Below are 23,984 nucleotides of genomic sequence, written 5' to 3' on the forward strand. Positions count from 1 at the left end.
CTACCGCTCGAACTTGCGGTACGACGGGTCGAGGTCGCGTACCTCGGCGGAGGCGTGCAGGACGGTGCCGTCGTCCTCGATGTGCCGGCGCAGCAGCTCCAGGACCGTCTCGGTCAGCTTGGCCTTGGTCTCGTCGGTGCGGCCGGCGAGCAGGCCGAGAGTGACGTGGACGACCGCGTGGCCCTGCTCCTCGGGGTCCTCGTAGCCGAACGCCGTGTCCTCACTGGCCCGGAACTGCGTCTTGCACGCCTCCGGCTTGGCCGCCGCGATCTCGACGATCGCGTGGTGCAGGTCCCGGGCGAAGCCCGCCCGGTCGAAGGAGATCGTCTTCGAGTGGTCGACGGTGATCTGCGGCATGAGCGCTCCTGTTCTACGTCAGCAGCGCTCACCCTAACCCTCAGGTCAGTGCCGTATCAGTGGGCCCGAGTGAAGACGGCGACCGTGCGTCCCGGGACGGCGAACGTGCCCGACTCCACCTCATAGGCCGCGGATTTCACCACAAGATCCGCGCCCGAGGCCTGCACCGGATGCAGCCGGTAGCCCTCCCCGGCCGCCGAGGCGATCCGCTGCTCCTGCCGCTCGGGCGTCGCGTTGAAGACGACGACCAGGTCACCGAGGCGCATGGTGATCACGCCGGGTGTCTCACCCTCGCCGGACAGCGGGAAGGACAGCTTCGACTGCACCTGCTCCGCCGTGTCGAGGGAGAAGGCGCTCTCCGTCGTACGGATCCTGAGCAGGTCCCGGTACGCCGCCGAGGTGCCGTCGATCTGCTCGCAGCCGACCTTGACGGTGCCGAGCAGCGGCTTGGCGTACGGCCACTTGGAGGCGTTGTCGGCAGCCATCGGCAGCCCTCGCCCGAAGCCGTTGCCGTCGGCGCAGTTCCAGTGGATGGCGTTGAACCAGTCGCCGCTGTCGTAGGAGTTGCGGTCCAGGGACTTGGAGCGCAGCAGGTCGGTGCCGGCCTGGGAGAGCGCCGGACCCTGCGACAGGGTCGCCGTGGCCATGGCGAGGACCTGCATCCGGGCGCGGTCGGCGGCGCCGGTCGCGGCCGGCAGCTTGTACGCCAGCGCGTCGAACAGCGACTCGTTGTCGTGCGCGTCGGCGTAGGCGAGGGCGTCGCCGGGGGCGGCCGCGTAGCCGGCGGGGGCGCCGTTGTAGTCGACCTCGGAGCCCTTGACCTCCTTGCCCGCGGTGTCGGTGAAGCGGTAGTCGGCGAGGTTGCCGGACAGGCCGACCTTGATCAGGTCCTGGTAGTGCAGGAGGCGTGCCTTCTGTTCGTCCGAAGCGCCGTTGCTCTTGGACGAGTTGGGCTCGGTGAACAGGCCGGAGGCGAAGCCCTGGATGCCCGGGTCCTCGTCGAAGGGGCCGCCGCCGCGTACGGCGTCCCGCGCCCGGTCGGAGAAGGTCGCGACGCCGGTGCCGGCCATGTTCCGCTGCGTGGCCTGCACGAAGCGGGCGTCGTCGGCGACCTCGCCGAAGTTCCAGCCCTCGCCGTACAGGATGATCTTCTTGCCGTCGACGCCGTCCTCGGCGAGGGTCAGCTCGTCGAGGGCCCGCCGGACGGCCAGGACGTTGGCCTTCGGGTGGTGGCCCATGAGGTCGAAGCGGAAGCCGTCGACCTTGTACTGCTTGGCCCAGGTGACGACCGAGTCGACGACCAGCTTGCCCATCATGGCGTTCTCGGTGGCGGTGTTGGCGCAGCAGGTGCTGTTCGCGACCGAGCCGTCGGCCAGGAGGCGCTGGTAGTAGCCGGGCACGATCCGGTCGAGGACGGAGGTGTCCGCCTGCCCGCTCGCCGCCGTGTGGTTGTAGACGACGTCCATGACGACCCGCAGGCCGTCCTCGTTGAGGGCCTTGACCATCTCGCGGAACTGGACCGTGCGCGCGGTGCCGTCCGGGTCGGTCGCGTAGGAACCCTCGGGGACCGTGTAGTGGTACGGGTCGTACCCCCAGTTGTAGGCGTCCTTCGCGGCGATCTTCGCCACGCACTCCTGCTGCCGGTCGGAGTCGGCCGGGAGGGAGGCCAGGTCGCAGTCGGTGGTCGCCTGGTCGGACTTCTTCTCGGGGATGGTGGCGATGTCGAAGGCCGGCAGCAGATGGACGTACGACGTGCCCGCCGCGGCCAGCTTCCTCAGGTGCCTGGAGCCGTCGCTGAGCTTGTCGGTGAAGGCGAGGTAGGTGCCCTTGTTCTTCGCGGGCACCGTCTCGTCCGCCACCGAGAAGTCCCGGATGTGCAGCTCCTGGATCTGCGCGTCCTTCAGCGGCACCGGCTTCGGCTTGGTGTACGTCGACCAGCCGGCCGGCGCCAGGGACCGGTCGCGCAGGTCGACGACGAGGCTGCGCTCGGAGTCCGCGGTGAGGGCGACCGAGTAGGGGTCGGTGACCTTGTTGGTGACGACCTCGCGGACGCTGGGCGCCCAGACCTTGACGACGTACCGGTAGGGCTTGTTCTTCCAGGACCCGGGCCCGGTGACGGACCAGACGCCGGTGGTGTCGTTCCGCTTCATGGCGACGGTGGAGTCGCCGATCTCCAGCTTGACCGACTGCGCCGTGGGCGCCCAGACGGCCAGCGTCGGCCGGCCCTTGGGGAACGTCGGCCCGAGCTTCGCCCGCGTCGCGTCGTAGAGGTCGTCCAGCACACCGCCGATCTGTACGCCGGTCGCGGCCAGAACGGCACCGCTGGCGGCGCGCTGCGAGGCGACGACCTGGCCGCGCAGGGCCTCGCGGACCCGGTCGCGGTCCCGTGGGTCGACGGACCAGGCGGCGTAGTCCTTCAGATGCGGGAACCTCGCCTTCTGGGCGTCGGTGAGGGAGGTCCTGGACAGCCGGAGCCAGCGCTGGTCGTCGCCGGTCAGCGCGCCGTCCTCGACGGCGATCGAACCGGCCCGGCTGTACAGGAGCTGGGTGGAGGCGGCGGCCTCGGAGCCGTTCCACGCGAGGGTGTTCCGGTCGATCCAGACCGCCTTGGAGGTGGTCAGATCGAGCGCGGCGGCGGAGCCCGCGGGCTGCGGGAGCAGGTACTTCTCCTGGCCGCTCACCAGCCACACCTCGTGGCCGTTCGCTTTGAGGTCGAGGGACTGGTCGGCCGGCAGGTCCTTCTCGTCGCCCTTGTGGAGGATGTAGCTGAGGCTGGTGGCACCGTCGGTGAGCGGTACCTCGAAGACTGCGCCATAGGAATCAGTCTTGACCGGCATCAGGGGGTTCGACCACTCGGTGGGGTTCGCGGCACCCGCCCAGGTGTGCAGGCCCCAGCCGTCGTAGTCGCCGTCGGCGCGGTGGTAGTGCAGGACGGCCTTGGACTGGTCCGGGGCCGGGTAGTCGGCCGCCGGCTTCTCGGTGAGGACGGCCTCCTTGCCCTGCTCGACCCAGACCTCACCGGTCTTGGTGACGTCGATCGTGCGGTCGGCGGAGACGTCCTTGTCGCCGTCCTTGTCGATGACGAGGAAGCCGACCGACGAGGCGCCGGGCTTGAGCTTGACGTAGGCGAAGGCGCCGTAGGAGTCCCGGCCGATGAACGGATGGCTCTCCGGCCAGTCGGTGGACTCGCCGTCGGCGAGATCGCCCCAGGCGTACAGGCCCCAGTTCGCGTAGTCGCCGTCGGCGCGCTTGTAGTGGACGATCGCGTAGTCGCGGGAGGAGGCGGTCGGGGTCTCGGGGACGGGCGGCGTACCGGTGGTGCTCTGTGCCGTGGCGCTCGCTCTGCGGCCCGCCGAGTCGATCGCGACGGCCTTGTAGCGCAGGGCCGTCCCGGCCGGTACGTCCTTGTCGATGACCTGCGTGACCTTGTACGGGGCGTGGTCGGCCGAGCCCAGGGTCCGCCACTTGCCGTTGCCGACCTGCGCCGCGAAGACGACCCGGTTGAGCTGTCCGCCGTCGACGTCGGCGCCGATCTCGACCGTGCCGGTGGCCCCGGCGGCCGGTGCCTTCAGGGTGAGCGTCGGTGCGGTGGCCGGCTCGGCGAGCTTGCCGGCCGCCTTGTAGACGACCGCCGAACCGGCCGGGACGGTGACGGTGACCTTCTTGTCGGCGTCGCTCCTGACCGAGCCGTCGGTCCCGTAGATCCCCTTGAACGCCATGCCTGCCGAACCGGTCGCGAACGTCGCCGTCTTAGCCTCGTCGGCGTTGTTGAAGGCGACCACGTACTCGGTGCCCGTCCTGGCGTCGGTGCGCGTGAAGGCGTACACGCCGGCGCCGTCGGCCGCGTAGCGCTCGGTCTGGACACCGTCGGTGAGGGCGGGGTTGGCCTTGCGGAGCTTGGCGAGGGCACTGATCTGCCGGTAGAGCGGGGCACCCGTGTCATAGGCGTCGCTCGCGTGGGTGCGGTCGGTGCCGATCTGGTCGTCGTCGAGGTAGTCGGCGGTCTTCGAGGCGAACAGGGTCTGGCGGGCGTCCTTGTCGCCGCCGGAGCCGGTGAAGCCCTGTTCGTCGCCGTAGTAGACGACCGGGTTGCCGCGGCTGAGGAACATCAGCTCGTTGGCGAGCCGGTCCTTGGCGAGGATCTCCGCGTCCGTGGCCTCGGGGTTGTCCTGCTTCAGGAAGTACCCGACGCGGCCCATGTCGTGGTTGCCGAGGAAGGTGACCTGCTCGTAGGCGTTGGCCTTGTCGGTCGTGTACTTGTAGTCGTCGCCGAAGACACCCGCGAGCTTCTTCGCGCTGCCGCCCTGGGAGACGTACTGCCGTGCCGCCTCCTGGAAGGGGAAGTCGAGCGTGGCGTCGAGGCGGCCCTGGGTGACGTACGGGGAGGTGATGTTCGTGTCGGCCGAGTACACCTCGCCGAACATGAAGAAGTCGTCGCGCCCCTGCTTTGCGGCGTAGGCGTCCAGCGCCGTGGCCCACTGGGTCCAGAACTCCGTGTTGACGTGCTTCACGGTGTCGATCCGGAAGCCGTCGATGTCGAAGTCCCTGACCCAGCGCTGGTAGATCCGCTCCATGCCCTTCACGACCTCGGGACGCTCGGTCCACAGGTCGTCGAGGCCGGAGAAGTCGCCGTGCGTGGAGCTCTCACCGGCGAAGGTGGAGTCGCCGCGGTTGTGGTACATCGTCGGGTCGTTGAGCCACGACGGGACCTTGGTGTTCTGACCGGCCGTCGGCGTGCGCGGGAAGGAGTCGGTGTCGACGGCCGGGAAGCGCTTCGCGCCGTCCGCGTAGTCGGCGTCGTCGAACGGCCGGCCGTCCTTGGTCAGATACGGAAAGGCGCCCTTGGAGAGGTAGTCGTAGGACTTCTCCTCGTAGTCGACGACATCCGCCGTGTGGTTGGTGATGACGTCGAAGAAGACCTTCATGCCCTTGGCGTGCGCCTTGGAGATGAGGGTCTGGAGGTCCTTGTTGGTCCCGAAGTGCGGATCGACCTGGGTGAAATCGGTGATCCAGTAACCGTGGTACCCGGCGGAGGCGTCGTTCCCCGTGCCCTGCACGGGCCGGTTCTTGAAGATGGGGGCCATCCAGAGGGCGGTGGTGCCCAGGCCCTTGATGTAGTCGAGGCGCTTGGTCAGGCCCTTGAGGTCGCCGCCCTGGTAGAAGCCCTTGTCGGTCGGGTCGTAGCCGGTGGCGAGGCGGGAGCCGGTCAGTCCGCCCTTGTCGTTGCCGCGGTCGCCGTTGGCGAAACGGTCCGGCAGGACGAAGTAGAACTGCTCACGGGTGGCGTCGTGCCGGGCGGGCTCGGCGGCGAGCCTGGCGTCGGACGGGGGCGGCGGCGGGGTGTCCGCCCGCGCCGCGAGGGGCTGGACGAGCGCTGCGGCCAGCGCGGTCACGGTGACCGCAGCGACCCGTCCGCCATGGGCGGTTCGGCGCCTCGACGGCGCCGGCCATCTGGGTATCACTGACGTGGACTCCTTGCGATACGGCTCTCGTGGGTCCGACCCCGCGCGACCGTATCGCCGCCGAAAGGTTTTCAGCAAGAGTCTTGAAACGATCGGTAAGACTTTTCAGCAGGGGGAGCTGACGGCTCAGCAGCTCGACTTGCCCGCATGGATCGCCAGGGCCGTGTTGGCTCCCAGGGTGGCCGTGAACTGGCCGCTGGAGTTCACCGTCACGGTGGTGTTGTTCTGCACGTTGCAGTACGTCCCCGCGGGCAGCGACGTCTGGTACGTACGGCTCAGCGAGCCCGGCTCGTGGTTGATGGCCACGAATCCCTTGCCGCCGCGCCCGAAGGCGATGGCGTCGCCGCCGTTGTCCCACCAGTTGGTGACGGCCGCACCGCGCGTGGCGTTGCGGAAGGCGACCATGGACTTGATCTCGGGCCAGTTGTGCTGGCACTTCCAGCCGTCCTGCCAGCAGGCGTTGACCGTGCCGCCGTTCGGAGGTCCGGCGTCGTGGTCGGTGAACTCGTAGCCGGAGTTGATGTCGGGGGCGCCGTAGGGCCAGGCGAGCATGAAGACGTTGGCGAGGGTGTAGTTCGCCCCGTCCTTGTAGTTGAGCGTGGAGCCGTTGCGCTCGGTGTCGTGGTTGTCGACGAAGACACCGGAGACGCCGCTGCTCATGTAGCCCCAGCCCTCGCCGTAGTTCTTCAGGTAGGCGAGGTTCTCGTTGTTGAAGACGCGCTTGAGGTCGTAGGCGTACCGGAACTCCTGCACATCGCCGTTGCCGGTGTACTCGGTCGGCTGGACGGCCTCTCCGCTGCCGTAGATGACCTCCTGCTTCCAGTAGGCGTTCGGGTTGGTCAGCCGGGACTTGATGTCGGCGAGGTCGGCGGCGTCCATGTGCTTGGCGGCATCGATGCGGAAGCCGTCGACGCCCAGGGACAGCAGGTCGTTCATGTACCCGGCGATCGCGCCGCGGACGTACGACTCGTTGGTGTCCAGGTCGGCGAGTCCCACCAGTTCGCAGTGCTGGACGTTCCAGCGGTCCTGGTAGTTGTTGATCTGACTCGTGCAGTCGTCGAAGTCGGGCGCCGAGTACAGGCCCGGGTAGGTGTACTTCGTGTACGACGAGCCGCCGGTGCCGGTGCCGCTGCCCGCCGACATGTGGTTGATGACGGTGTCGACGACGACCTTCACACCGGCCGCGTGACAGGTGTTGACCATGTTCTGGAAGGCCGTACGGTCACCGAGGCGTCCGGCGATCTTGTAGCTCACCGGCTGGTACGAGGTCCACCACTGCGCGCCCTGGATGTGCTCGGCGGGCGGGGAGACCTGGACGAAGCCGTAGCCGGCGGGGCCGAGGGTGTTGGTGCACTCCTTGGCGACCGAGGCGAACTTCCACTCGAACAGCACCGCGGTGACGTCCTTGGTGCCGGGCGGGGAGGCAGTCGCGGTGGTCGCGGGCGCCATCAGGGCTGCCGACGCAACGGCCAGCGCGGTCGCGGTGACGGACCATCTCGATATCACAGGCGTAACTCCTTGCGATGACGGCCAGGCGTCTTTGCCGGGCGCCGGCGTGACCGTACCGCCACGAAAGGTTTACAGCAAGAGAGTTGAAACTCATAGCAAGTAGTTTCGTTGTCCTGTCCGATGGCAAAGGCGAGGGCCCGCCGCCCGGAAACGGACGGCGGGCCCTCGCCTCAAGAACCGGACATCACACCGTGGTCCACCACACCGTCGTGTCCGCCGGCACCTTCGCCTCGCCCTCGGTCTCGGCCACCTCGCCGCTGCTGAGCAGGACACGGCCGTACGAAGGTGTCGTCACCGACTCCCCCGTGGTGTTCGCGACGCACACGAACTCCCCGCGCCGGAAGGCGAGGACGCCCTCGGGTGCCTTGAGCCACTCCACCGAGTCGCCGGCGCCCAGGTCGGGCTGTGCGCGGCGGACGGCGAGGGCGGAGCGGTACAGCTCCAGGGTGGAGTCCGGGTCGCCGGTCTGCGCCTCGACGCTCAGCTCGCCCCAGCTCGCCGGCTGCGGCAGCCAGCTTCCGCCCGTGCCGAAGCCGTACGACGATCCCGTCCGCGTCCACGGGATCGGCACCCGGCAGCCGTCACGGAAGCCGTCCTGGCCGGCGCCGCGGAAGTACGCCGGGTCCTGGCGCACCTCGTCGGGGAGGTCGACGACGTCCGGCAGACCCAGCTCCTCGCCCTGGTAGACGTAGGCCGACCCGGGGAGCGCGAGCATGAGCAGGGTCGCCGCCCTCGCCCTCCGCAGGCCGAGTTCGCGGTCCCCGGCCGTGCGGATCTGGGTGCCGAGGCCGGGAGGGTTGGCGAAGCGGGTGGCGTGGCGGGTGACGTCGTGGTTGGAGAGGACCCAGGTCGCCGGGGCGCCGACCGGGCGCATGGCCTGAAGGGTGCGGTCGATGACCTCGCGGAGTTGCGCCGCGTCCCAGTCCGTCGACAGGTACTGGAAGTTGAAGGCCTGGTGCAGTTCGTCCGGGCGGACGTAGTTCGCGGTGCGCTCGACGGTCGGGGTCCACGCCTCGGCGACGAAGATGCGCTCGCCGGCGTACTCGTCGAGGACGGACCTCCACTGGCGGTAGATGGCGTGCACGCCGTCCTGGTCGAAGAACGGCATGACATCGTTGCCCAGCAGCTTGAGCTGTTCGTGGGAGCCGAGGTCGGGCAGGCCCTCCGCCTTCACCAGTCCGTGGGCCACGTCGATACGGAAGCCGTCGACGCCCATGTCCAGCCAGAAGCGCAGGATCGAGCGGAACTCGTCCCCCACCGCCGGGTGCTCCCAGTTGAAGTCGGGCTGCTCGGGCGCGAAGAGGTGCAGATACCACTCGCCGTCGGCGACACGCGTCCACGCCGGGCCGCCGAAGATGGACTCCCAGTCGTTGGGCGGGAGTTCGCCGTTCGCGCCTTTGCCGGGGCGGAAGTGGTAGCGGTCGCGCAGCGGGGAACCCGGCCCCTCCGCGACCGCCCGCTTGAACCACTCGTGCTGGTCGGAGGAGTGGTTGGGGACCAGGTCGACGATGGTCCTCAGCCCCAGCTCCCGGGCGTCGCGGATCAGCGCGTCCGCGTCGAGCAGGTTGCCGAACATCGGGTCGACGGCCCGGTAGTCGGCGACGTCGTACCCGGCGTCGGCCTGCGGGGAGGCGTAGAAGGGGCTGAGCCACACGGCGTCCACGCCGAGGTCGCGCAGGTACGGCAGGCGGGAGCGGATGCCTTCCAGATCGCCCATGCCGTCGCCGTTGCTGTCGGCGAAGCTGCGCGGATAGACCTGGTAGATCACCGCGTCCCGCCACCAGTCACGGCGCTTGGCGACGGTGGCGAGGGCGGAGTTCGGGGCCGGGTCGGCGGAGTGCTGGCTCATGGCGTCCTTGGTACGTAAGGGTGTTGAGGTCATAGGGGTGTGGTGCGGGTACGGCGGGCGGAGGTGGCGAGGCGGCCGCGGTGGCAGCGGGGTCGGATGGCCACCGCGGCCGCCTCGGGTCTGCGCGGGTCAGCCCTTCGTGCCGCCCGCGGTCAGGCCGGTCACCAGGTTCTTCTGCACGAAGTAGAAGAACGCGGAGGCGGGTATCGCGACCAGCACCGCCGTGGCGGCCATGAGGTTGCGCTGGGCGTCGTGCTCGCTGATGAAGCTCTGCAGACCGACGGCGAAGGTGTACTTCGTGTCGGAGAGCATGAACGTCGAGGCGAACGCGACCTCGCCGAAGGCCGTGATGAAGTTGTAGAAGGCGGCGACCGCCAGCCCGGGCTTGGCGAGCGGCAGGATCAGCCGTACGAACGTGCCGAAGGGGGTCAGTCCGTCGACGCGTCCGGCCTCGTCGATCTCGAACGGGATGGTGTCGAAATAGCCCTTGAGCAGCCAGGCGCTGTAAGGCACCGCGGTCGCGCAGTAGACGAGGATGAGGCCAAGGTAGCTGTCGATGAGCTGCAGATCCGACAGGATCTGGTACATCGGCACGATGAGCACGGCGATCGGGAACATCTGTGTGAGCAGCAGCAGCCACATGAACTTCTTGTAGCCGGGGAACCGCATGCGCGAGACCGCGTAGCCGGTCGTGGCGGCCACCATCACTCCGACGACGGTGGTGCCGAGCGAGACGATCAGCGAACTCGCAGCCCAGTGGAAGAAGTTCGTGTGCTGCAGGACGAACGAGTAGTTGTCCAGCGTCATCTTGCTCCAGATGCCGCCGGGGTGCAGATAGTCGTCCTTGTCGGGGCCGAGGGACAGGAAGACCAGCCAGGCGACCGGGAAGATCGCGACCAGGCTCGCCACGATCAGGATGCCGTGGGAGGTGAGCGCGGCGAGGGGGCCGCTCTCGCCGCGGCGGCGTGCCTTGCGCGGCGGTGCGGTGTCCGCGGCGGGCCGGTCCGCGGAAGCGGGTGTCGAAACGGTCGTGGTGCTCATGGGGACTCCCGCCTCAGATCGCGAGCTGCTGGTCATTGCGGTTCAGCCAGCGGCGGTAGAAGGAGGTGAAGACGACCAGGATGGCCAGCAGCAGCATCCCGAACGCCGCCGACTGCGCGAAGTCGCGCGGTTGCTGTCCGAAGCCGAGGCGGTAGGCCCAGGTGACGAGGATCTGGGCGTCCGGCGCGGTGTTGCCGAACAGCAGGAAGATGATCGCGAACTGGTTGAAGGTCCAGATGATGCCGAGGAGTACGACGGCGGAACTGACGGACCGCAGGCCCGGCAGGGTGACGTACCTGAAGCGCTGCCAGGCGGTCGCGCCGTCCATCTCGGCGGCTTCGTAGAGGCTGGCGTCGATGGACTGCAGTCCGCCGAGCAGCGAGAGCATCATGAACGGCACACCGGCCCAGGTGTTGACCATGATCGCGGCGAACCGCTGCCAGAAGGTGTCCTCCAGCCACAGCGGTGTCGGCAGGTGGAGCCATTCGAGGCCGGCGTTGATGATGCCGCCGTCGGCGAGCATGAAGCGCCAGCCGAAGACGGTGACGAAGGTGGGCACGGCCCACGGCAGGACCATCATCATCCGGTAGAAGGTGCGTCCGCGCAGCTTCTGGTTGAGCAGCAGAGCCAGGCCCAGGCCGATCGTGTAGTGCAGGGCGACACAGGCGGCCGTCCAGACGATCGTCCAGATGAAGTGGGACCAGAAGCGGTCGTAGGAGGTCGGGCCCCACAGGATGTCGGCGTAGTTGTCGAAGCCGATGAACTTATAGGTGGCCTCGATCTCGTTGACGCCGATCGTGCGGGCCGTGTTCAGGCTGTTGGCGTCGGTGAGCGTCAGATAGAAGCCGTACGCCAGCGGGTACAGCACGAGGACGCCGAGCACGATGGCCACGGGCGTGATCATCGCGTAGGCGTACCAGTACTTCCGGTAGCTGCTCTTGAGGCGCTTCAGCGGCCCGCGCCGCGGCGCGCGCTCACCGCGCACCTTGCCGGTCGCGCGGTCGATGGCGACTGTCATGGTTCGACAACCTTCTTCGGCTTACCAGTTGGTTAGCGAAACGTAGCGGACCTGTGGCAGAGTGCTACGAGCACGCCCGGTGCCCAGGCGACATCGGGCACCCTCCCCGATCAGGTCTTGCAGCCTGGTCGGCCAGTGTCCGGAGGGACGTGCCACGCGGGCTGACAGCATCTGCCGTTCAGTACCAGGGCACGAAGGCGATTGGCTCACACCCTGAGTAACACTCGGCCAATCAGAGACGCTCTGCAGATCAAGGGTGTACAGGCCCCGGCAGACCGCCGGATCCTTCCCAAGTTCGGGAGGATCCGGCGGCCAGTCGGGGTCACTTGCTGAAGTCCGGGACCAGCTTGGCGATGGCGGTCTCGGCGTCGCCCAGGCCCTTGTCCAGGGACTCCTTGCCGCCGGCGATGCCGTTCAGCTCGGTGTCCAGGTGGGGGAAGAACGAGCTGTACTCGGGCAGCGCAGGGCGCGGCTGGGCGGCGGCGAGCACCGTCTGGTAGCCGGCGATGCCCGGGTCGGCCTTCACTTCGGCGGTGTAGGCGTCGTCGCGCGTCGGGAGCGTGGAGTTCTTCAGGGCGATGGTCTCCTGGGCCTTCGCCGAGGTCATGAACTTCACGAACTTCAGCGAGGCCTCCTGGTGCGCCTTGTCCGAGCCGGCGTACACGGAGAGGTTGTGGCCGCCGGTCGGGGCACCCGCCTTGCCGGTGGAGCCGGCCGGGACGGTGGCGATGCCGAGGTTGTTCTTGTCCTTGAACGCCGAGCCCTTGTAGAAGTTGGTGATCTCCCAGGGGCCCTGCATGATCGCGGCGACCTTGCCGTTCACGAACGCCTCCTGGATGTGGGCGTAGGCGTCGGCGGTGGTGTCGGCCTTGTGCAGGCCCTTGCCGTCGAAGAGGCTCAGCCAGGTGCCGTAGCCCTTCTTGGCCGCGGCCGAGTTGACGGTGATCTTCTTGGCGTCGGCGTCGACGGTGTCGGTGCCCTCGCCGTAGAGGAACGTCTGGGCGTAGTAGGACTGGGTGGAGCCCCAGTAGCCGTCGACGCCGGTCTTGTCCTTGATCGTGGCGGCGGCCTTCTTCAGGTCGTCCCAGGTCTTCGGCGCCTCGACGCCGGCCTTCTCGAACAGGTCCTTGTTGTAGACGAGGGCCAGGGTGTCCGTGGTGAAGGGGACGCCGTAGACCTTGTCCTCGTACTTGGCCTGCTCGATCAGGTTGGACTTGAACTTGTCCTGCTCGGCGAGGGCCTCGGTGCCGTCCAGCGGCAGGAAGAAGCCCTTCTTGGCGAAGGCGGGGGTCCAGCCCACCTCGGAGCGCAGCACGTCCGGGGCGCCCTTGGAGCCGGCGGCGGTGTCGAACTTGTTCTGCGCCTGGTCGAAGGGGACGTTGACGTACTTGACCTTGATGTCCTTGTTGGCGGCCTCGAACTCCTTGACCAGGGCCTGGTACGTCGGCGCCTCATTGGTGGCGTTGGAGGTGTCCCACCAGGTGATGGTGACCGGCCCGCTCGAGTCGCTGCCGCTGTCGTCCCCGCCGCAGGCCGTCGCCGCGAGAGCGAGGGACGCCACCAGCGCGGTGGCCGCTATGCCACGCCGCATGAGTTCTCCTTGAGGGTGAAAGCCCGTGTGGTGCAGGGGCGGCCCCGTCTGCCTGACCCTGCTGTCTTGCCGACTGCGCCGTTGCGGCGGCCGGGCGACGTGAACGTAACAGCGATGCAATGCTTGCGAAAGGTCTTGCAGAAAAAAAGTGCAAGAAGTCTCCGAAGTTATCCGGGCGTGACCTCTCGGCGACCGCCGTGAGACGCTTCTTTTCGGCGGTGGAGCGGCACACGAGCGGTCTGTGCAAGACTCTGCAAGCTCTTGCCATCACTTTCACGAGGGAGCGCGATGAGGCAGCAGCCCGGCCCGGGCCGGTCAACAGGTCGCCCACGGCGTCCGATTGGTGTGCAAGGCGACATACGGCCGGTACAGTCCAGTGCCGTGACCACACGGCTTGCCGACATCGCTGCTCAGGCGGGGGTGAGCGAAGCGACCGTCAGCCGCGTCCTCAACGGGAAGCCGGGCGTCGCCGCCACCACCCGCCAGTCCGTGCTGGCCGCGCTGGACGTGCTCGGCTATGAGCGCCCGGTGCGGCTGCGGCAACGGAGCGAGGGCCTGGTGGGCCTGATCACCCCGGAGCTGGAGAACCCGATATTCCCGGCCCTGGCCCAGGTCATCGGACAGGCACTGACCAGGCAGGGCTACACCCCCGTGCTGGCCACCCAGACCCCCGGCGGCTCCACCGAGGACGAGCTCACCGAGATGCTCGTCGACCGCGGAGTGGCCGGCATCATCTACGTCTCCGGCCTGCACGCCGACACCACCGCCGACATGCAGCGCTATGAGCGACTGCGCGCCCAGGGCGTCCCCTTCGTCCTGGTGGACGGCTTCTCCCCCAAGGTCCAGGCGCCCTTCATCTCCCCCGACGACCGCGCGGCGATGACGCTGGCGGTCACCCACCTCGCCTCCCTGGGCCACACCCGCATCGGCCTCGCCCTGGGGCCCAAGCGCTTCGTCCCGGTCCAGCGCAAGATCGAGGGCTTCGTCCGCGCGATGCAGGACCAGCTCGGCCTGCCCGCGCAGACCATCGAGACCGAACTGATCCAGCACTCCCTCTACACCCTGGAGGGCGGCCAGGCGGCCGCGACGGCCCTGATCGACCGCGACTGCACCGCGGTGGTCTGCGCCAGCGACATGATGGCGCTGGGCGCGATACGAGCGGCCCGCCAGCACGACTTGCGGGTCCCCCGCGACATCTCGGTCGTGGGCTTCGACGACTCCCCCCTGATCGCCTTCACCGACCCGCCCCTGACCACCGTCCGCAAGCCGGTCCCGGCGATGGGCCAGGCCGCGGTACGCACGCTCCTCGAGGAGATCGGCGGGACTCCTGCCCCCCACAGCGAGTTCGTGTTCATGCCGGAACTGGTGGTGCGCGGTTCGACGGCTTCGGCCCCCGGTGACAGGATTCGTCCCTGACTCGTCCCCAAGGCGGAGAATAGACACATCCGCCCATGCGTTGGAACGACTTGAAGCGCGTACGTGCGCCGTAGAACGTGCGTCCGGAACCCGACCGGAGGATGATCGGTCGGGGAAGGCTTTTCTGGCAGACTCTGTGCCTATGGGTGAAGCGACCGTGACGACACTGGAAGGCCGGGAAGCGGCCGTTCGGAACCCCGTCGCGGACGAGACGGGTGAGGGCCCCCTGCGCCGTCTGCGCACCCCTCGCCACCCCCGGCTCTGGTTCGAGATCCTGCTGATCGCGGTGAGTTACTGGACGTACTCACTCATCCGCAACGCGGTCCCGGAACAGCGGGCCGAGGCCCTGCGCAACGCCGACTGGCTCTGGAAGCTGGAGCACAACCTCGGCATCGCCGTCGAGGAGTCGATCAACCACGCCGTGAACGGCGTGACTTGGCTCATCGTCGGCATGAACTACTACTACGCGACGCTGCACTTCATCGTCACCCTGGGTGTCCTCGTGTGGCTCTACCGCAGCCACCCCGGCCGCTACGCGGCGACCCGCCTGGTCCTCTTCGCGACCACAGGCGTGGCCCTGGTCGGCTACTACCTGTACCCGCTCGCTCCCCCACGGTTGATGACCCGCACCGGTTTCATCGACACGGTCCTGGTCCACGACACCTGGGGTTCGATGGCGTCCGGCGACCTGAAGAACATGTCGAACCAGTACGCCGCGATGCCGTCGATGCACATCGGCTGGTCGGTCTGGTCCGGCCTGACGATCTTCGCCCTGGCGAGGATCCCCTGGGTCCGCGTCCTCGGCCTGCTCTACCCCACGGCCACGCTCCTGGTGATCGTGGCAACGGCCAACCACTTCTGGCTGGACGCGGTGGGCGGCCTGATCTGCCTGGCGTTCGGCTACACGGTGGCACGCGTGTGGTACGGAGCGCTGCCGCACGCCCTGCCACGGAACGTGCCCAAGCCGCGCACTGCGGCGAGGGGACGCGCCGGGGGGCGTCCGCCCGCAGCGTCAGCGGCAGGCGTCAACGCAAGCCGCCCCTACGAGCCACCGAGCCGCCCGACCGAGGACGGGCACCCCCCGGCGCGGCCCCGCACCCGCACCACTTCGCGCCCGTAGGCGCTACGCGCACCCCCACCCGCGCAGGCCGCCGCGGGCATCGAGGCGCCCACCGGCCTGGACTCAGGCCCCGTAGAACAGCTCGTCCACAACCCCCCGAGCCCGCCGCGCGGTACGCCGATACGCGTCCAGCATGTCCCCCACGTGACCGGGCTCGTACCCCAGGTAGCGCCCCACGGCGGCCAGCTCACGCGCGTCCGAGGGAAACGTGTCCCCGGCCCGCCCCCGCACCAGCATCACGGCGTTGCGCACCCGCGTGGCCAGCACCCACGCCTCGTCCAGGATCGCCGCCTCCTCGCCCGGAATGAGCCCGGCCGCACAGGCCGCGGCGAGTGCCTCGCGCGTCCGGGTCGTCCGCAGCCCCGGCTCGGCCCACCCGTGCCGGAGCTGCATCAGTTGCACGGTCCACTCGATGTCGGACAGCCCGCCCGGCCCGAGCTTGGTGTGCAGCTTGGGATCGGCGCCGCGCGGCAGCCGCTCGGTCTCCATCCGGGCCTTCAGCCGCCGGATCTCCCGTACGGCGTCGTCACCGAGCCCCTCGGCGGGGTAACGCAGCGGATCGATCAGGTCGACGAACCGCCGCGCCAGATCCTCGTCCCCCGCGACCGGCTCGGCCCGCAACAGCGCCTGCGACTCCCACACCAGCGACCACCGCCGGTAGTAGGCCTCGTACGACTTCAGCGTACGAACCAGCGGCCCCGACTTGCCCTCCGGCCGCAGATCCGCGTCGATCAGCAGCGGCGGATCCGCACTCGGAATCTGCAGCAGCCGCCGCATCTCCGCGACGACCCGGCCCGCGGCCACACCGGCCTCGTGCTCGTCGACCCCGTCGCGCGGCTCGTGCACGAACAGGACATCGGCGTCACTGCCGTATCCCAGCTCATGCCCCCCGAACCGCCCCATGCCGATGATCGCGAACCGGGTGGGCAGGGTGTCGCCCCAGCCTTCCCGGACCACCGCCCGCAAGGTCCCCGCCAGCGTCGCCGCGTTCAGATCGGAGACGGCGCCCCCGACCCGGTCCACCAAGGCGCCCTGATCGGCCTCGGCCGGCTTCGTCTCGGTGCCGTAGGAGTCGACGATGTCCGCGGCGGCCGTACGGAACAGTTCCCGGCGCCGCACCCCGCGCGCGGCCGTGACCGCCTGCAGGGCACCGTCGGCACGCCCTACCGCGGCGAGGATCTCCTGCTCCAGATGCGCCCGCGAGCGAGGCTCGAGCCCGCTGCCGCCGTCCCCGTCCCCGAGCAGCGCCACCGCCTCCGGCGCCCGCATCAGCAGATCGGGAGCGAGCCGTCCCGCCGACAGCACCCGTGCGAGGTTCTCGGCGGCGGCACCCTCGTCCCGCAACAACCGCAGATACCAAGGGGTCTTGCCGAGCGCGTCCGACACCTTGCGGAAGTTCAGCAGCCCCGCGTCCGGGTCGGCGGAGTCCGCGAACCACCCCAACAGCACCGGCAGCAGGGTGCGTTGGATGGCCGCCTTCCGCGTCACCCCGGAGGCCAGCGCCTCCAGATGCCTCAGCGCTGCGGCGGGATCGGCGTATCCGAGCGCGATCAGCCGCTCCCGCGCCGCCTCCGGGCTCAACCGTGCCTCGCCGGGCGCGAGTTGGGCCACGGCATCGAGCAGCGGCCGGTAGAAGAGCTTCTCGTGCAGCCGCCGTACGACGCTCGCGTGCCGCTTCCACTCGCGGGTCAGCTCGGCGACCGCGTCCACGCGCAGCCCGAGCGAGCGCCCGATGCGCCGCAGGTCGGCCTCCTCCTCGGGCACCAGGTGGGTGCGCCGCAGCCGGTAGAGCTGGATGCGGTGCTCCATGGACCGCAGGAAGCGATAGGCGGTGTCGAGCTGCGCGGCGTCGGCCCGCCCGACGTACCCGCCCGCCGCGAGCGCCTGCAACGCGTCCAGGGTCGTACCACTGCGCAACGAGGCGTCGTCCCGCCCGTGCACCAACTGCAGCAGCTGCACGGCGAATTCGACGTCACGCAGCCCGCCCGGCCCCAGCTTGAGCTGGCGGTCCAGCTCGGACACCGGAATGTTCTCGACGACCCGCCGCCGCATCTTCTGCACGTCGGCGACGAAGTTCTCCCGCTCGGCGGCCTTCCACACCAGCGGCTCCAGCGCCGCGACGTACTCCTCGCCCAGCTCGATGTCCCCCGCCACCGGACGGGCCTTGAGCAGCGCCTGGAACTCCCAGGTCTTGGCCCAGCGCCGGTAATAGGCGAGATGGCTGCTGAGCGTACGCACCAGCGGACCGTTCCTGCCCTCCGGCCGCAGATTGGCGTCCACGGGCCAGATGGACCCCTCGACGGTCGTCTCGGAGCAGATCCGCATCATGTGCGAGGCGAGCCGGGTGGCCGACCGCAGCGCCTTGCCCTCGTCGGCGCCGTCGGCGGTCTCACCGACGAAGATGACGTCGACATCGGACACGTAATTCAGCTCATGCCCCCCGCACTTGCCCATCGCGATCACCGCGAGCCGGCACTGTGCGGCGTCCTCCGGCGCGGCGGCGCGGGCGATGGCGAGGGCGGCGCGCAGGGTCGCGGTGGCGAGGTCGGCGAGTTCGGCGGCGGTCTGGGCCACGTCGGTGGTGCCGCACACGTCACGCGCGGCGATGGACAGCAGACAGCGCCGGTAGGCGACGCGCAGCGACACCGGGTCGGTGGCCTCGGCGAGGCCCTGCTCGAACTCCTCCACCTCCGGGTGCAGGTCCCGCGGCTCGTACATCACCAGCGCCTGCCAGTCGCCGGGGTGCCGGGCGAGGTGGTCGGCGAGCGCGGCGGAGGCACCGAGCACGCCGAGCAGCCGATCGCGCAGGGGCTTGGCCGCTATCACCGTGTCGAGCAGTTCCCGCTGGGCGACGGGGTCGGGCTGGGCTTCGAGGAGCCGTACGAGACCGTGCAGGGCGAGGTCCGGGTCGGCGGTGGCGCCGAGGGCCTCGAGGAGCACCGGGTCGTTCCTGATCGGAGCGACCTCGACGCTCTGAAGGAGTCGCTCGGCGGCGGAGGGGTCGGTGAAACCGTGCCGCAGCAGCCGCGTGAAGGTACTGCTCCTGCGCCCCGGCGCCGTCATGCTCGCCCTCCCGTCCGATCAAGGTCGTACGCGATCGAGCCTAGCCGCAGTACCCGCGACTGGCGCCGATGAGTTCCGGCGCCCCGGCCGGTCTGCCCTTGGAGGGCCACGTCCGACACCTCTGGAGGGCCGTCCGATGACCGAGAAGCATCCGACGACTGAGAAGCATCCGACAGAGAAGCACCCGACGAACGAGAAGCACCTGACGAACGAGAAGCACCCGATGTCCGACAAGCACCCGCACCCACAGACCCGACTGGACACGCGCTACAGCGACGAGACGGCCACCGCGACGCCCTGGTCCGAGGCCGAGAGGCTGCTGGCCGAGGCCGAGCTGTTCTGGATCTCGACGGTACGGCCGGAGGGACGGCCGCATGTGACCCCGCTGACGGCGGTGTGGTCACGGGGCGCGCTGCACTTCTGCACGGGCCCGGAGGAACGCAAGGCGAGGAACCTCGCCCTGAACCCCGATGTCGTCCTGACGACCGGCACGAACACCTATGACAAGGGCTACGACCTGGTGGTCGAGGGCGAGGCGGTGCGGATCACCGACGATGCGCGGCTGCGCGAGCTGGCCGCCGGGTGGGAGGCGAAGTACGGCGCCTTCTGGCACTTCGAGGCGGCGAACGGCCGCTTCCGTCACGGGTCGGGGTACGCCTACGTCTTTTCGGTGGCGCCACGGACGGTTTTCGGCTTCGGTAAGGGTGAGCCGTTCAGCCAGACCCGCTGGCGATTCACCATGGAGGACTAGCGATGGACTTCACCCTCGAAGTGATCCCGCTGCCCGTGAGCGACATCGACCGGGCCCGCGACTTCTACCGGGACAAGGTCGGCTTCCACGTCGACATCGACCAGGAGGTCATGCCGGGCATGCGCATCGTCCAGCTCACGCCTCCGGGCTCGGGCTGCTCGATCGCCCTGGGCGACAGCATCTGGGACATGACCAAGGGCGAGACCCGGCCGGAGCCCGGCTCCTACCAGGGCCTCCAGCTCTGCGTCGCGGACATCAAGGCGGCCCGGGCGGAACTGGTGGAGCGGGGGCTGGAGATCTCGGAGCCGGTCCAGTACGCCCCCGACGACGGCGCCACGTTCATGTACTTCACGGACCCCGACGGCAACGGCTGGTCGATCCAGGAGTACCGGCGCCGGGCGACGGAGCCGCTGCACCAGTTGCTGGCGGAGCTGGCGGCCGAGCGCGGGCGGTGACACGACGGAGGGGCGCGGGGCTTCACTCGCCGACGTACTCCGTGCCCCAGGGCCGCCGCGCCCACCGTACCGGCCCTGCCCGAACACGGTCCCGCGAGTTCGTCGAGGATCGTGCGGTGGGTGGGTCGGCCACAGCTCAGCTTCTCCTTTGGGTTTTGTAGTGATGTGCCATAACCCTGTCGTGCGTGCGTGCGTGCGTGGATCGAATGCGTGACCTTTCCCCGATCGTGTCGTTGATCGGATGACAGCACCACAGGCGAGGGGAGGGGCCAGTGAGACGGAGGCTGCCACTCGGCGAGGGGGAGACGGCCCGCACGGCCTGTGCCGGTGGTCGGCTGTGGAGCGGCGTGGTGGAGCAGACGGGCGAGATGCTGTCGGCCGCCACGCTGGCAGAGCAGGTGGGCTGGGCTGCGGATCTGGTGTCCGGCATGGTCGCCGAGCTGCTGGCCACGCACTGGAATGCCGCCGATGTGGACGTTCTGGACTCGGGTGCGGACGCCGCGGGCCGCGGACTGCCGTCACAGGCGTGGATGGCGCTGAGGCGTCTGGGCTGGACGATCAGCCCGCCCGACGGCATCCGTGTCAACGATCGGATCGTGCGCATGGCCCAGGAGCAGGCCGGGCGCCTGCTGCGGTCGGCCGCCTGGCGGGCCCACCTGACCACGGGAGTGATCGAGACATGGCCCGCCGACCCCGCGAAGCGGACGCCTGACGAATGGGACAGTGTCCGCGAATCGATCCCCGACGGCCGGTACCTGCCCTCCGGTGCGATCAGGTCCCGGACCCGGCAGATCGCCGCCTTTCGGAGTAGGCACGACCGGTTGCCGACCGACGTGTTCGAGATGGAGACCGCCCCCCAGGCGGCGCGAATGCTGCTCCTGTCCGCCTGTGACGGCCAACAGGCCACCATCGCCCGCGCCGACGACCCGGGCCGGGCGCTACTGCGGCTGCAACTGCCCACCCGCCCCGACCCACGCTCCTACCGGGACTGGACGTGGGTGGCGTGCCCCATCACGCTGCCGCCCACTGTCCCGCCCGGCGCGATGCTGCACCTGCCCACCCTCCGCATCCACCGGGGCCGGGTATGGGCCGATCTCGCCTACACCCATGCCGTGCCGAAGGCCCGGCGCACCGGGCACACCGTGGCGCTGGGTGTGGACTGGGGTCTGAACACCCTGCTCAGCGCCGGTGCCGTCCGGCTCCACGGCAACGGCACGATCGCCGCGCTGGGCTCCGGCGCCCAGTTCCGAGCGGGCGGTGTGCTGGCCAAGCAGCACCGGCTGCGCCGTACATCCGAGTTTCTGCACGCCAAGACCGACCACTACCACCGGCTCATCGGTGACACCAACGAGCACCGTCTGACCGGTAAACACGCCGTCCTGGCCGAGGAAATCCGGCACGTGTCTGCCCGGCGGTCGCACCTGAACGACGCCCTGGCCTGGTCCGCTGCCCGTTGGGCGGTCGATCAGGCAATCATCGCCCGTGCGAGCGTGATCTATGTCGAGGACCTCCGCTCGATGGAGGCCCGGGGCATGGGCCGCACCCTCAACACCCGCCTCTCCCAGGCCGTACGCGGGCAAATTGTGGAACGGATGCGGCACCTGGCCGCCGAGGCAGGCATCGCCGTCGTCACTGTCCCGGCCCGAAACACCTCTCGGCACTGTCCCCGCTGCCTGGTCCCGCTGCGCCACCGCAAAGCCCCCGACCGGCCCACCACACCCGGTTGGAAGTGGGCCATCTGTCCCAACCCCGAGTGCGGTTGGCAGGGCGACCGCGACATGGGGGCGTGGCAACGCATCGCCGCACGCGGGCTCGCCCACCAGGCCAAGACCGTAGTAGACCGTCCCAGCGGCACCATGGTCATCCGCAGCGTGGCCGACAAGTTCGAAGCCACCGCAGTGGTCGAACCTGCCACCACCGAAACTCGCCGGGACCGATCCAAGACCGGACCCACCCGGCGCAGAACCCCACGCCCCGCGCCCAGGCGACGCAGGGCACCCTCCCCCACCAGCCCCTCGGGGCCGGCGGGCAAGCGTCCGGAGGGACACGCTCACACGGGCCGGAGACAGCTGCCCCGCGCAGCCCACCGGCACCAGGGCGTGAAGACGATCAGCACACCCACCAACCGCCGACACCGGCCAAGAGGGGCAGCACTGGGCGCAGGATTCCACCTCCACGCCCACGCCAGCCCGCCACGGTGGGAATCGATCCAGCCGATCCACAACCTGCGGATCACACAGGATCACTTAGCTGATCAGAGACGCTTTGAAGAGGTCTTCCACTTGCCCATCAAGTCGAAGGGCGTCACGTCCCGCGTGGGGCGGAGCGAGCGCCTTGCCTTGGGCCAGCCCGCGCCGCCCCTGACGCATCTCGCAGGTCAGCGGCGCCGGTACGACTCCACGTAACCGCCCGCCGGCGTCCCGACCCCGGTCACGTCGTCGTACCCCTTCACGGCGCTCAGCGAGCTGTCCTTGCCGAGGCTGCGTACGGACGTGGCCAGGCCGCCCGTCGCGTCGTACCCGTTGACGAAGTCGACGCGCGCCACCGCGAGCCCGGATCCCGTCGGATCGTCCGTGACGTCGTGGTACGCCGTCGAGCCGTACCTGGCGTAGATCGCCGGGTTGGCGAAGCCGAGCGGCCTGCCGCCGTGGGCCTCCTGGGCCAGGGCCTGGACACCCGCGATGACCGGCGCCGCCAGCGAGGTGCCGCCGATGCGGTACTCGTCGTACGCCCGCGTCCTGCCGTCCGGCATGGTCTGGGTCTGGCCCACCAGGAACCCGGTGTTCGGGTCGGCGATGGCCGCGATGTCCGGGACCACGCGGTTGCCGGCGGAGTCGTACGCCTTGGCCTGCGCGTCCGGGACCACGCCCCGCTGGTAGGACGGCTCGGCGACGGTCCTGCTGGTGCCGCCGCCCGCGCCCGAGGTGAACGCGCCGGGGAAGCCGGTCCAGCTCTTGCCGTCGGCCGACAGCTCCGCCTTCTCGGTGCCCCAGCCGGTCTCCCAGAGGTACGTGTCGCCCTTGCCGACCGCCAGCGAGGTGCCGCCGACCGCCGTCACCCACGCCGAGCTCGCCGGGATGTCGACCTGCTTGGTGCCGGAGGCGGCGACCTCGTCTCCGTCGTCGCCGGAGGAGTAGTAGAAGCCGATCCCCTCCACCGCGCCGAACTGGAAGACCTGGTCGTAGGCGGCCGCGAGGTCGGGCGTCTGGGCGTCCTCGGTCTCGCCCCAGGAGTTGGACACGATGTCGGCCAGATGGTGGTCGACGATCTTGCCGAGCGAGTCGAGGAGGTCCTCGTCGGTGCAGGAGGCGGCGCCCACGTACGTGATCCGCGCGCCGGGCGCCACCGCGTGCGCGGCCTCGACGTCGAGGGTCTCCTCGCCGTACCAGCCCGCCGCCGAGCACTCCTTGGTGTGCGTGTACTTGGCGGGCAGCACCTGGTGGAGCTGACCCGCGCTCCAGGCCGCGTCGCCGTTGCGCTTCGCATAGGTCGCCGCGTCGTAGGCGATGGTCGGGGAGGCGTACGCGTCGGTGATGGCGATGCGCACCCCCTTGCCGGTGCGCTCGCCGGCGCCGTACGCGGCACGCAGTTGCCGGCCGGTGTAGCCCTTGACGGCGTACGGGATCTTCGTGCCGTACGCGTCCGGCAGCGTCTTCGCCACGTTCGAGCCGTGATACGCCGAGAACGGCCCGGAGTTGCGGAACACCGTCTCCGGCGGCGGGAGCCGGTCCTGGTGGCTCGTCAGGTGCGGGGCGTCGTCGAGGCCGGTGACGGTCAGGACGGCGTCCTTCAGCGCCTGGGGCACCGAGGCGGTCGTCACGGGCGCGCGGTAAGTCCTCGCGCCCTTGGTGTAGTTGTGCAGCTCGGTGCCGAACGCCTTCTCCGCGGCGGCCACATCACCGGTGACGGCGACATAGTGCTGCGTGACGCCCGTGACCTTCAGACCGGCGGACGTCAACCACCCCTTGACGGCGGCGACTTGGGCCTTCGTCGCGCCGAAGCGAGCCCGCGCCCGGCTCGCGCTCAGGTACTTGCCGTACGACGCCGACGCCGGGTCGGACACGGCCTTCGCGTACGCGGCGAGCCCGGCCGCGTCCCGGCCCCGTAGGTACACGCGCGCGGACACCCGGGCACTGTCGGAGGCCGCACCCTTGTCCGCCCTGGCCGTGGCCCACGCGGGCTTGGTCCCGGCGAGCCTGTCGCGTACCGGGTCGTCCGCGGCGTGCGCCGCCGGTATGCCGAGCGCCAGCGCGCCGGTGAGAAGGGGCAGTGTCGCCGCCAGACTCACCCAGGCGCGCAGCGCGGCACGTCGAGATCTCATGGAACCCCCTGTGCGATTCGTCTGCGAGTGG

14 protein-coding genes are annotated in these 23,984 nt (G+C 69.6%); 5 read left to right on the top strand and 9 right to left on the bottom strand.

Features of this window, described 5'->3' with window-relative positions:
* From ACP4J3_RS30410 to ACP4J3_RS30440, 7 genes are all read right to left on the bottom strand, one after another.
* A complete protein-coding gene (locus tag ACP4J3_RS30410; protein ID WP_426539263.1) occupies window positions 1–357 on the bottom strand; it encodes a 5-carboxymethyl-2-hydroxymuconate Delta-isomerase in 357 nt (118 codons plus the stop codon).
* Window positions 358–413: 56 nt separating this feature from the next.
* On the bottom strand, window positions 414–5,819 hold the full coding sequence (pulA, locus tag ACP4J3_RS30415; protein ID WP_426539264.1) for a pullulanase-type alpha-1,6-glucosidase: 5,406 nt from the start codon (window positions 5,817–5,819) through the stop codon (window positions 414–416).
* A 126-nt stretch (window positions 5,820–5,945) separates the two neighbouring features.
* Window positions 5,946–7,325: an alpha-amylase gene (locus ACP4J3_RS30420; protein WP_426539265.1), complete on the bottom strand. Its 1,380-nt coding sequence runs from the start codon at window positions 7,323–7,325 to the stop codon at window positions 5,946–5,948.
* Window positions 7,326–7,512: 187 nt separating this feature from the next.
* A complete protein-coding gene (locus ACP4J3_RS30425) occupies window positions 7,513–9,177 on the bottom strand; it encodes a glycoside hydrolase family 13 protein (protein WP_426539267.1) in 1,665 nt (554 codons plus the stop codon).
* Between the two features lie 129 nt (window positions 9,178–9,306).
* Entirely contained in the window at window positions 9,307–10,218 is a 912-nt protein-coding gene (locus tag ACP4J3_RS30430; RefSeq protein ID WP_426539268.1) for a sugar ABC transporter permease, read from the bottom strand.
* A gap of 13 nt (window positions 10,219–10,231) precedes the next feature.
* Window positions 10,232–11,236 carry a carbohydrate ABC transporter permease gene (locus ACP4J3_RS30435; RefSeq protein WP_426539269.1) on the bottom strand — a complete coding sequence of 335 codons (1,005 nt, stop codon included), beginning with the start codon at window positions 11,234–11,236 and terminating at the stop codon, window positions 10,232–10,234.
* A gap of 322 nt (window positions 11,237–11,558) precedes the next feature.
* The gene (locus tag ACP4J3_RS30440; RefSeq protein WP_426539271.1) at window positions 11,559–12,827 is read right to left on the bottom strand and encodes an extracellular solute-binding protein; all 1,269 of its coding nucleotides are present in this window, start codon (window positions 12,825–12,827) and stop codon (window positions 11,559–11,561) included.
* Between the two features lie 381 nt (window positions 12,828–13,208).
* Here ACP4J3_RS30440 and ACP4J3_RS30445 point away from each other — a divergent pair, with 381 nt between their 5' ends.
* Window positions 13,209–14,243, top strand: a complete 1,035-nt coding sequence (locus ACP4J3_RS30445) for a LacI family DNA-binding transcriptional regulator (RefSeq protein ID WP_426539272.1) — start codon at window positions 13,209–13,211, stop codon at window positions 14,241–14,243.
* A gap of 142 nt (window positions 14,244–14,385) precedes the next feature.
* Window positions 14,386–15,363 carry a phosphatase PAP2 family protein gene (locus ACP4J3_RS30450; RefSeq protein ID WP_426539273.1) on the top strand — a complete coding sequence of 326 codons (978 nt, stop codon included), beginning with the start codon at window positions 14,386–14,388 and terminating at the stop codon, window positions 15,361–15,363.
* A 63-nt stretch (window positions 15,364–15,426) separates the two neighbouring features.
* Here ACP4J3_RS30450 and ACP4J3_RS30455 read toward each other — a convergent pair whose 3' ends face one another.
* The gene (locus ACP4J3_RS30455; protein ID WP_426539275.1) at window positions 15,427–18,426 is read right to left on the bottom strand and encodes a bifunctional [glutamine synthetase] adenylyltransferase/[glutamine synthetase]-adenylyl-L-tyrosine phosphorylase; all 3,000 of its coding nucleotides are present in this window, start codon (window positions 18,424–18,426) and stop codon (window positions 15,427–15,429) included.
* Between the two features lie 223 nt (window positions 18,427–18,649).
* Between ACP4J3_RS30455 and ACP4J3_RS30460 the strand changes: the two genes are divergently transcribed.
* The 3 genes from ACP4J3_RS30460 (at window position 18,650) to ACP4J3_RS30470 (ending at window position 22,037) form a co-directional block, all read left to right on the top strand.
* A complete protein-coding gene (locus ACP4J3_RS30460) occupies window positions 18,650–19,177 on the top strand; it encodes a pyridoxamine 5'-phosphate oxidase family protein (RefSeq protein ID WP_426539382.1) in 528 nt (175 codons plus the stop codon).
* Window positions 19,178–19,179: 2 nt separating this feature from the next.
* Window positions 19,180–19,632, top strand: a complete 453-nt coding sequence (locus ACP4J3_RS30465) for a VOC family protein (RefSeq protein ID WP_426539276.1) — start codon at window positions 19,180–19,182, stop codon at window positions 19,630–19,632.
* A 272-nt stretch (window positions 19,633–19,904) separates the two neighbouring features.
* Window positions 19,905–22,037 (top strand): zinc ribbon domain-containing protein, encoded by a 2,133-nt coding sequence (locus tag ACP4J3_RS30470; protein ID WP_426539278.1) that lies wholly within the window; start codon window positions 19,905–19,907, stop codon window positions 22,035–22,037.
* Here ACP4J3_RS30470 and ACP4J3_RS30475 read toward each other — a convergent pair.
* The gene (locus ACP4J3_RS30475) at window positions 22,010–23,953 is read right to left on the bottom strand and encodes a S53 family peptidase (protein WP_426539279.1); all 1,944 of its coding nucleotides are present in this window, start codon (window positions 23,951–23,953) and stop codon (window positions 22,010–22,012) included. The genes ACP4J3_RS30470 and ACP4J3_RS30475 overlap by 28 nt on opposite strands.
* Between the last annotated feature and the right edge of the window lie 31 nt (window positions 23,954–23,984).

It is taken from the genome of Streptomyces sp. UG1 (genome assembly GCF_049974585.1).
Classification (GTDB): Bacteria; Actinomycetota; Actinomycetes; order Streptomycetales; family Streptomycetaceae; genus Streptomyces.

Coding starts and splice junctions, on each gene's coding strand:
- ACP4J3_RS30410 (WP_426539263.1), bottom strand. CDS start 357: ATGCCGCAGATCACCGTCGACCACTCGAAGACGATCTCCTTCGACCGG.
- ACP4J3_RS30425 (WP_426539267.1), bottom strand. CDS start 9,177: ATGAGCCAGCACTCCGCCGACCCGGCCCCGAACTCCGCCCTCGCCACC.
- ACP4J3_RS30430 (WP_426539268.1), bottom strand. CDS start 10,218: ATGAGCACCACGACCGTTTCGACACCCGCTTCCGCGGACCGGCCCGCC.
- ACP4J3_RS30435 (WP_426539269.1), bottom strand. CDS start 11,236: ATGACAGTCGCCATCGACCGCGCGACCGGCAAGGTGCGCGGTGAGCGC.
- ACP4J3_RS30440 (WP_426539271.1), bottom strand. CDS start 12,827: ATGCGGCGTGGCATAGCGGCCACCGCGCTGGTGGCGTCCCTCGCTCTC.
- ACP4J3_RS30450 (WP_426539273.1), top strand. CDS start 14,386: ATGGGTGAAGCGACCGTGACGACACTGGAAGGCCGGGAAGCGGCCGTT.
- ACP4J3_RS30455 (WP_426539275.1), bottom strand. CDS start 18,426: ATGACGGCGCCGGGGCGCAGGAGCAGTACCTTCACGCGGCTGCTGCGG.
- ACP4J3_RS30460 (WP_426539382.1), top strand. CDS start 18,650: ATGTCCGACAAGCACCCGCACCCACAGACCCGACTGGACACGCGCTAC.
- ACP4J3_RS30465 (WP_426539276.1), top strand. CDS start 19,180: ATGGACTTCACCCTCGAAGTGATCCCGCTGCCCGTGAGCGACATCGAC.
- ACP4J3_RS30475 (WP_426539279.1), bottom strand. CDS start 23,953: ATGAGATCTCGACGTGCCGCGCTGCGCGCCTGGGTGAGTCTGGCGGCG.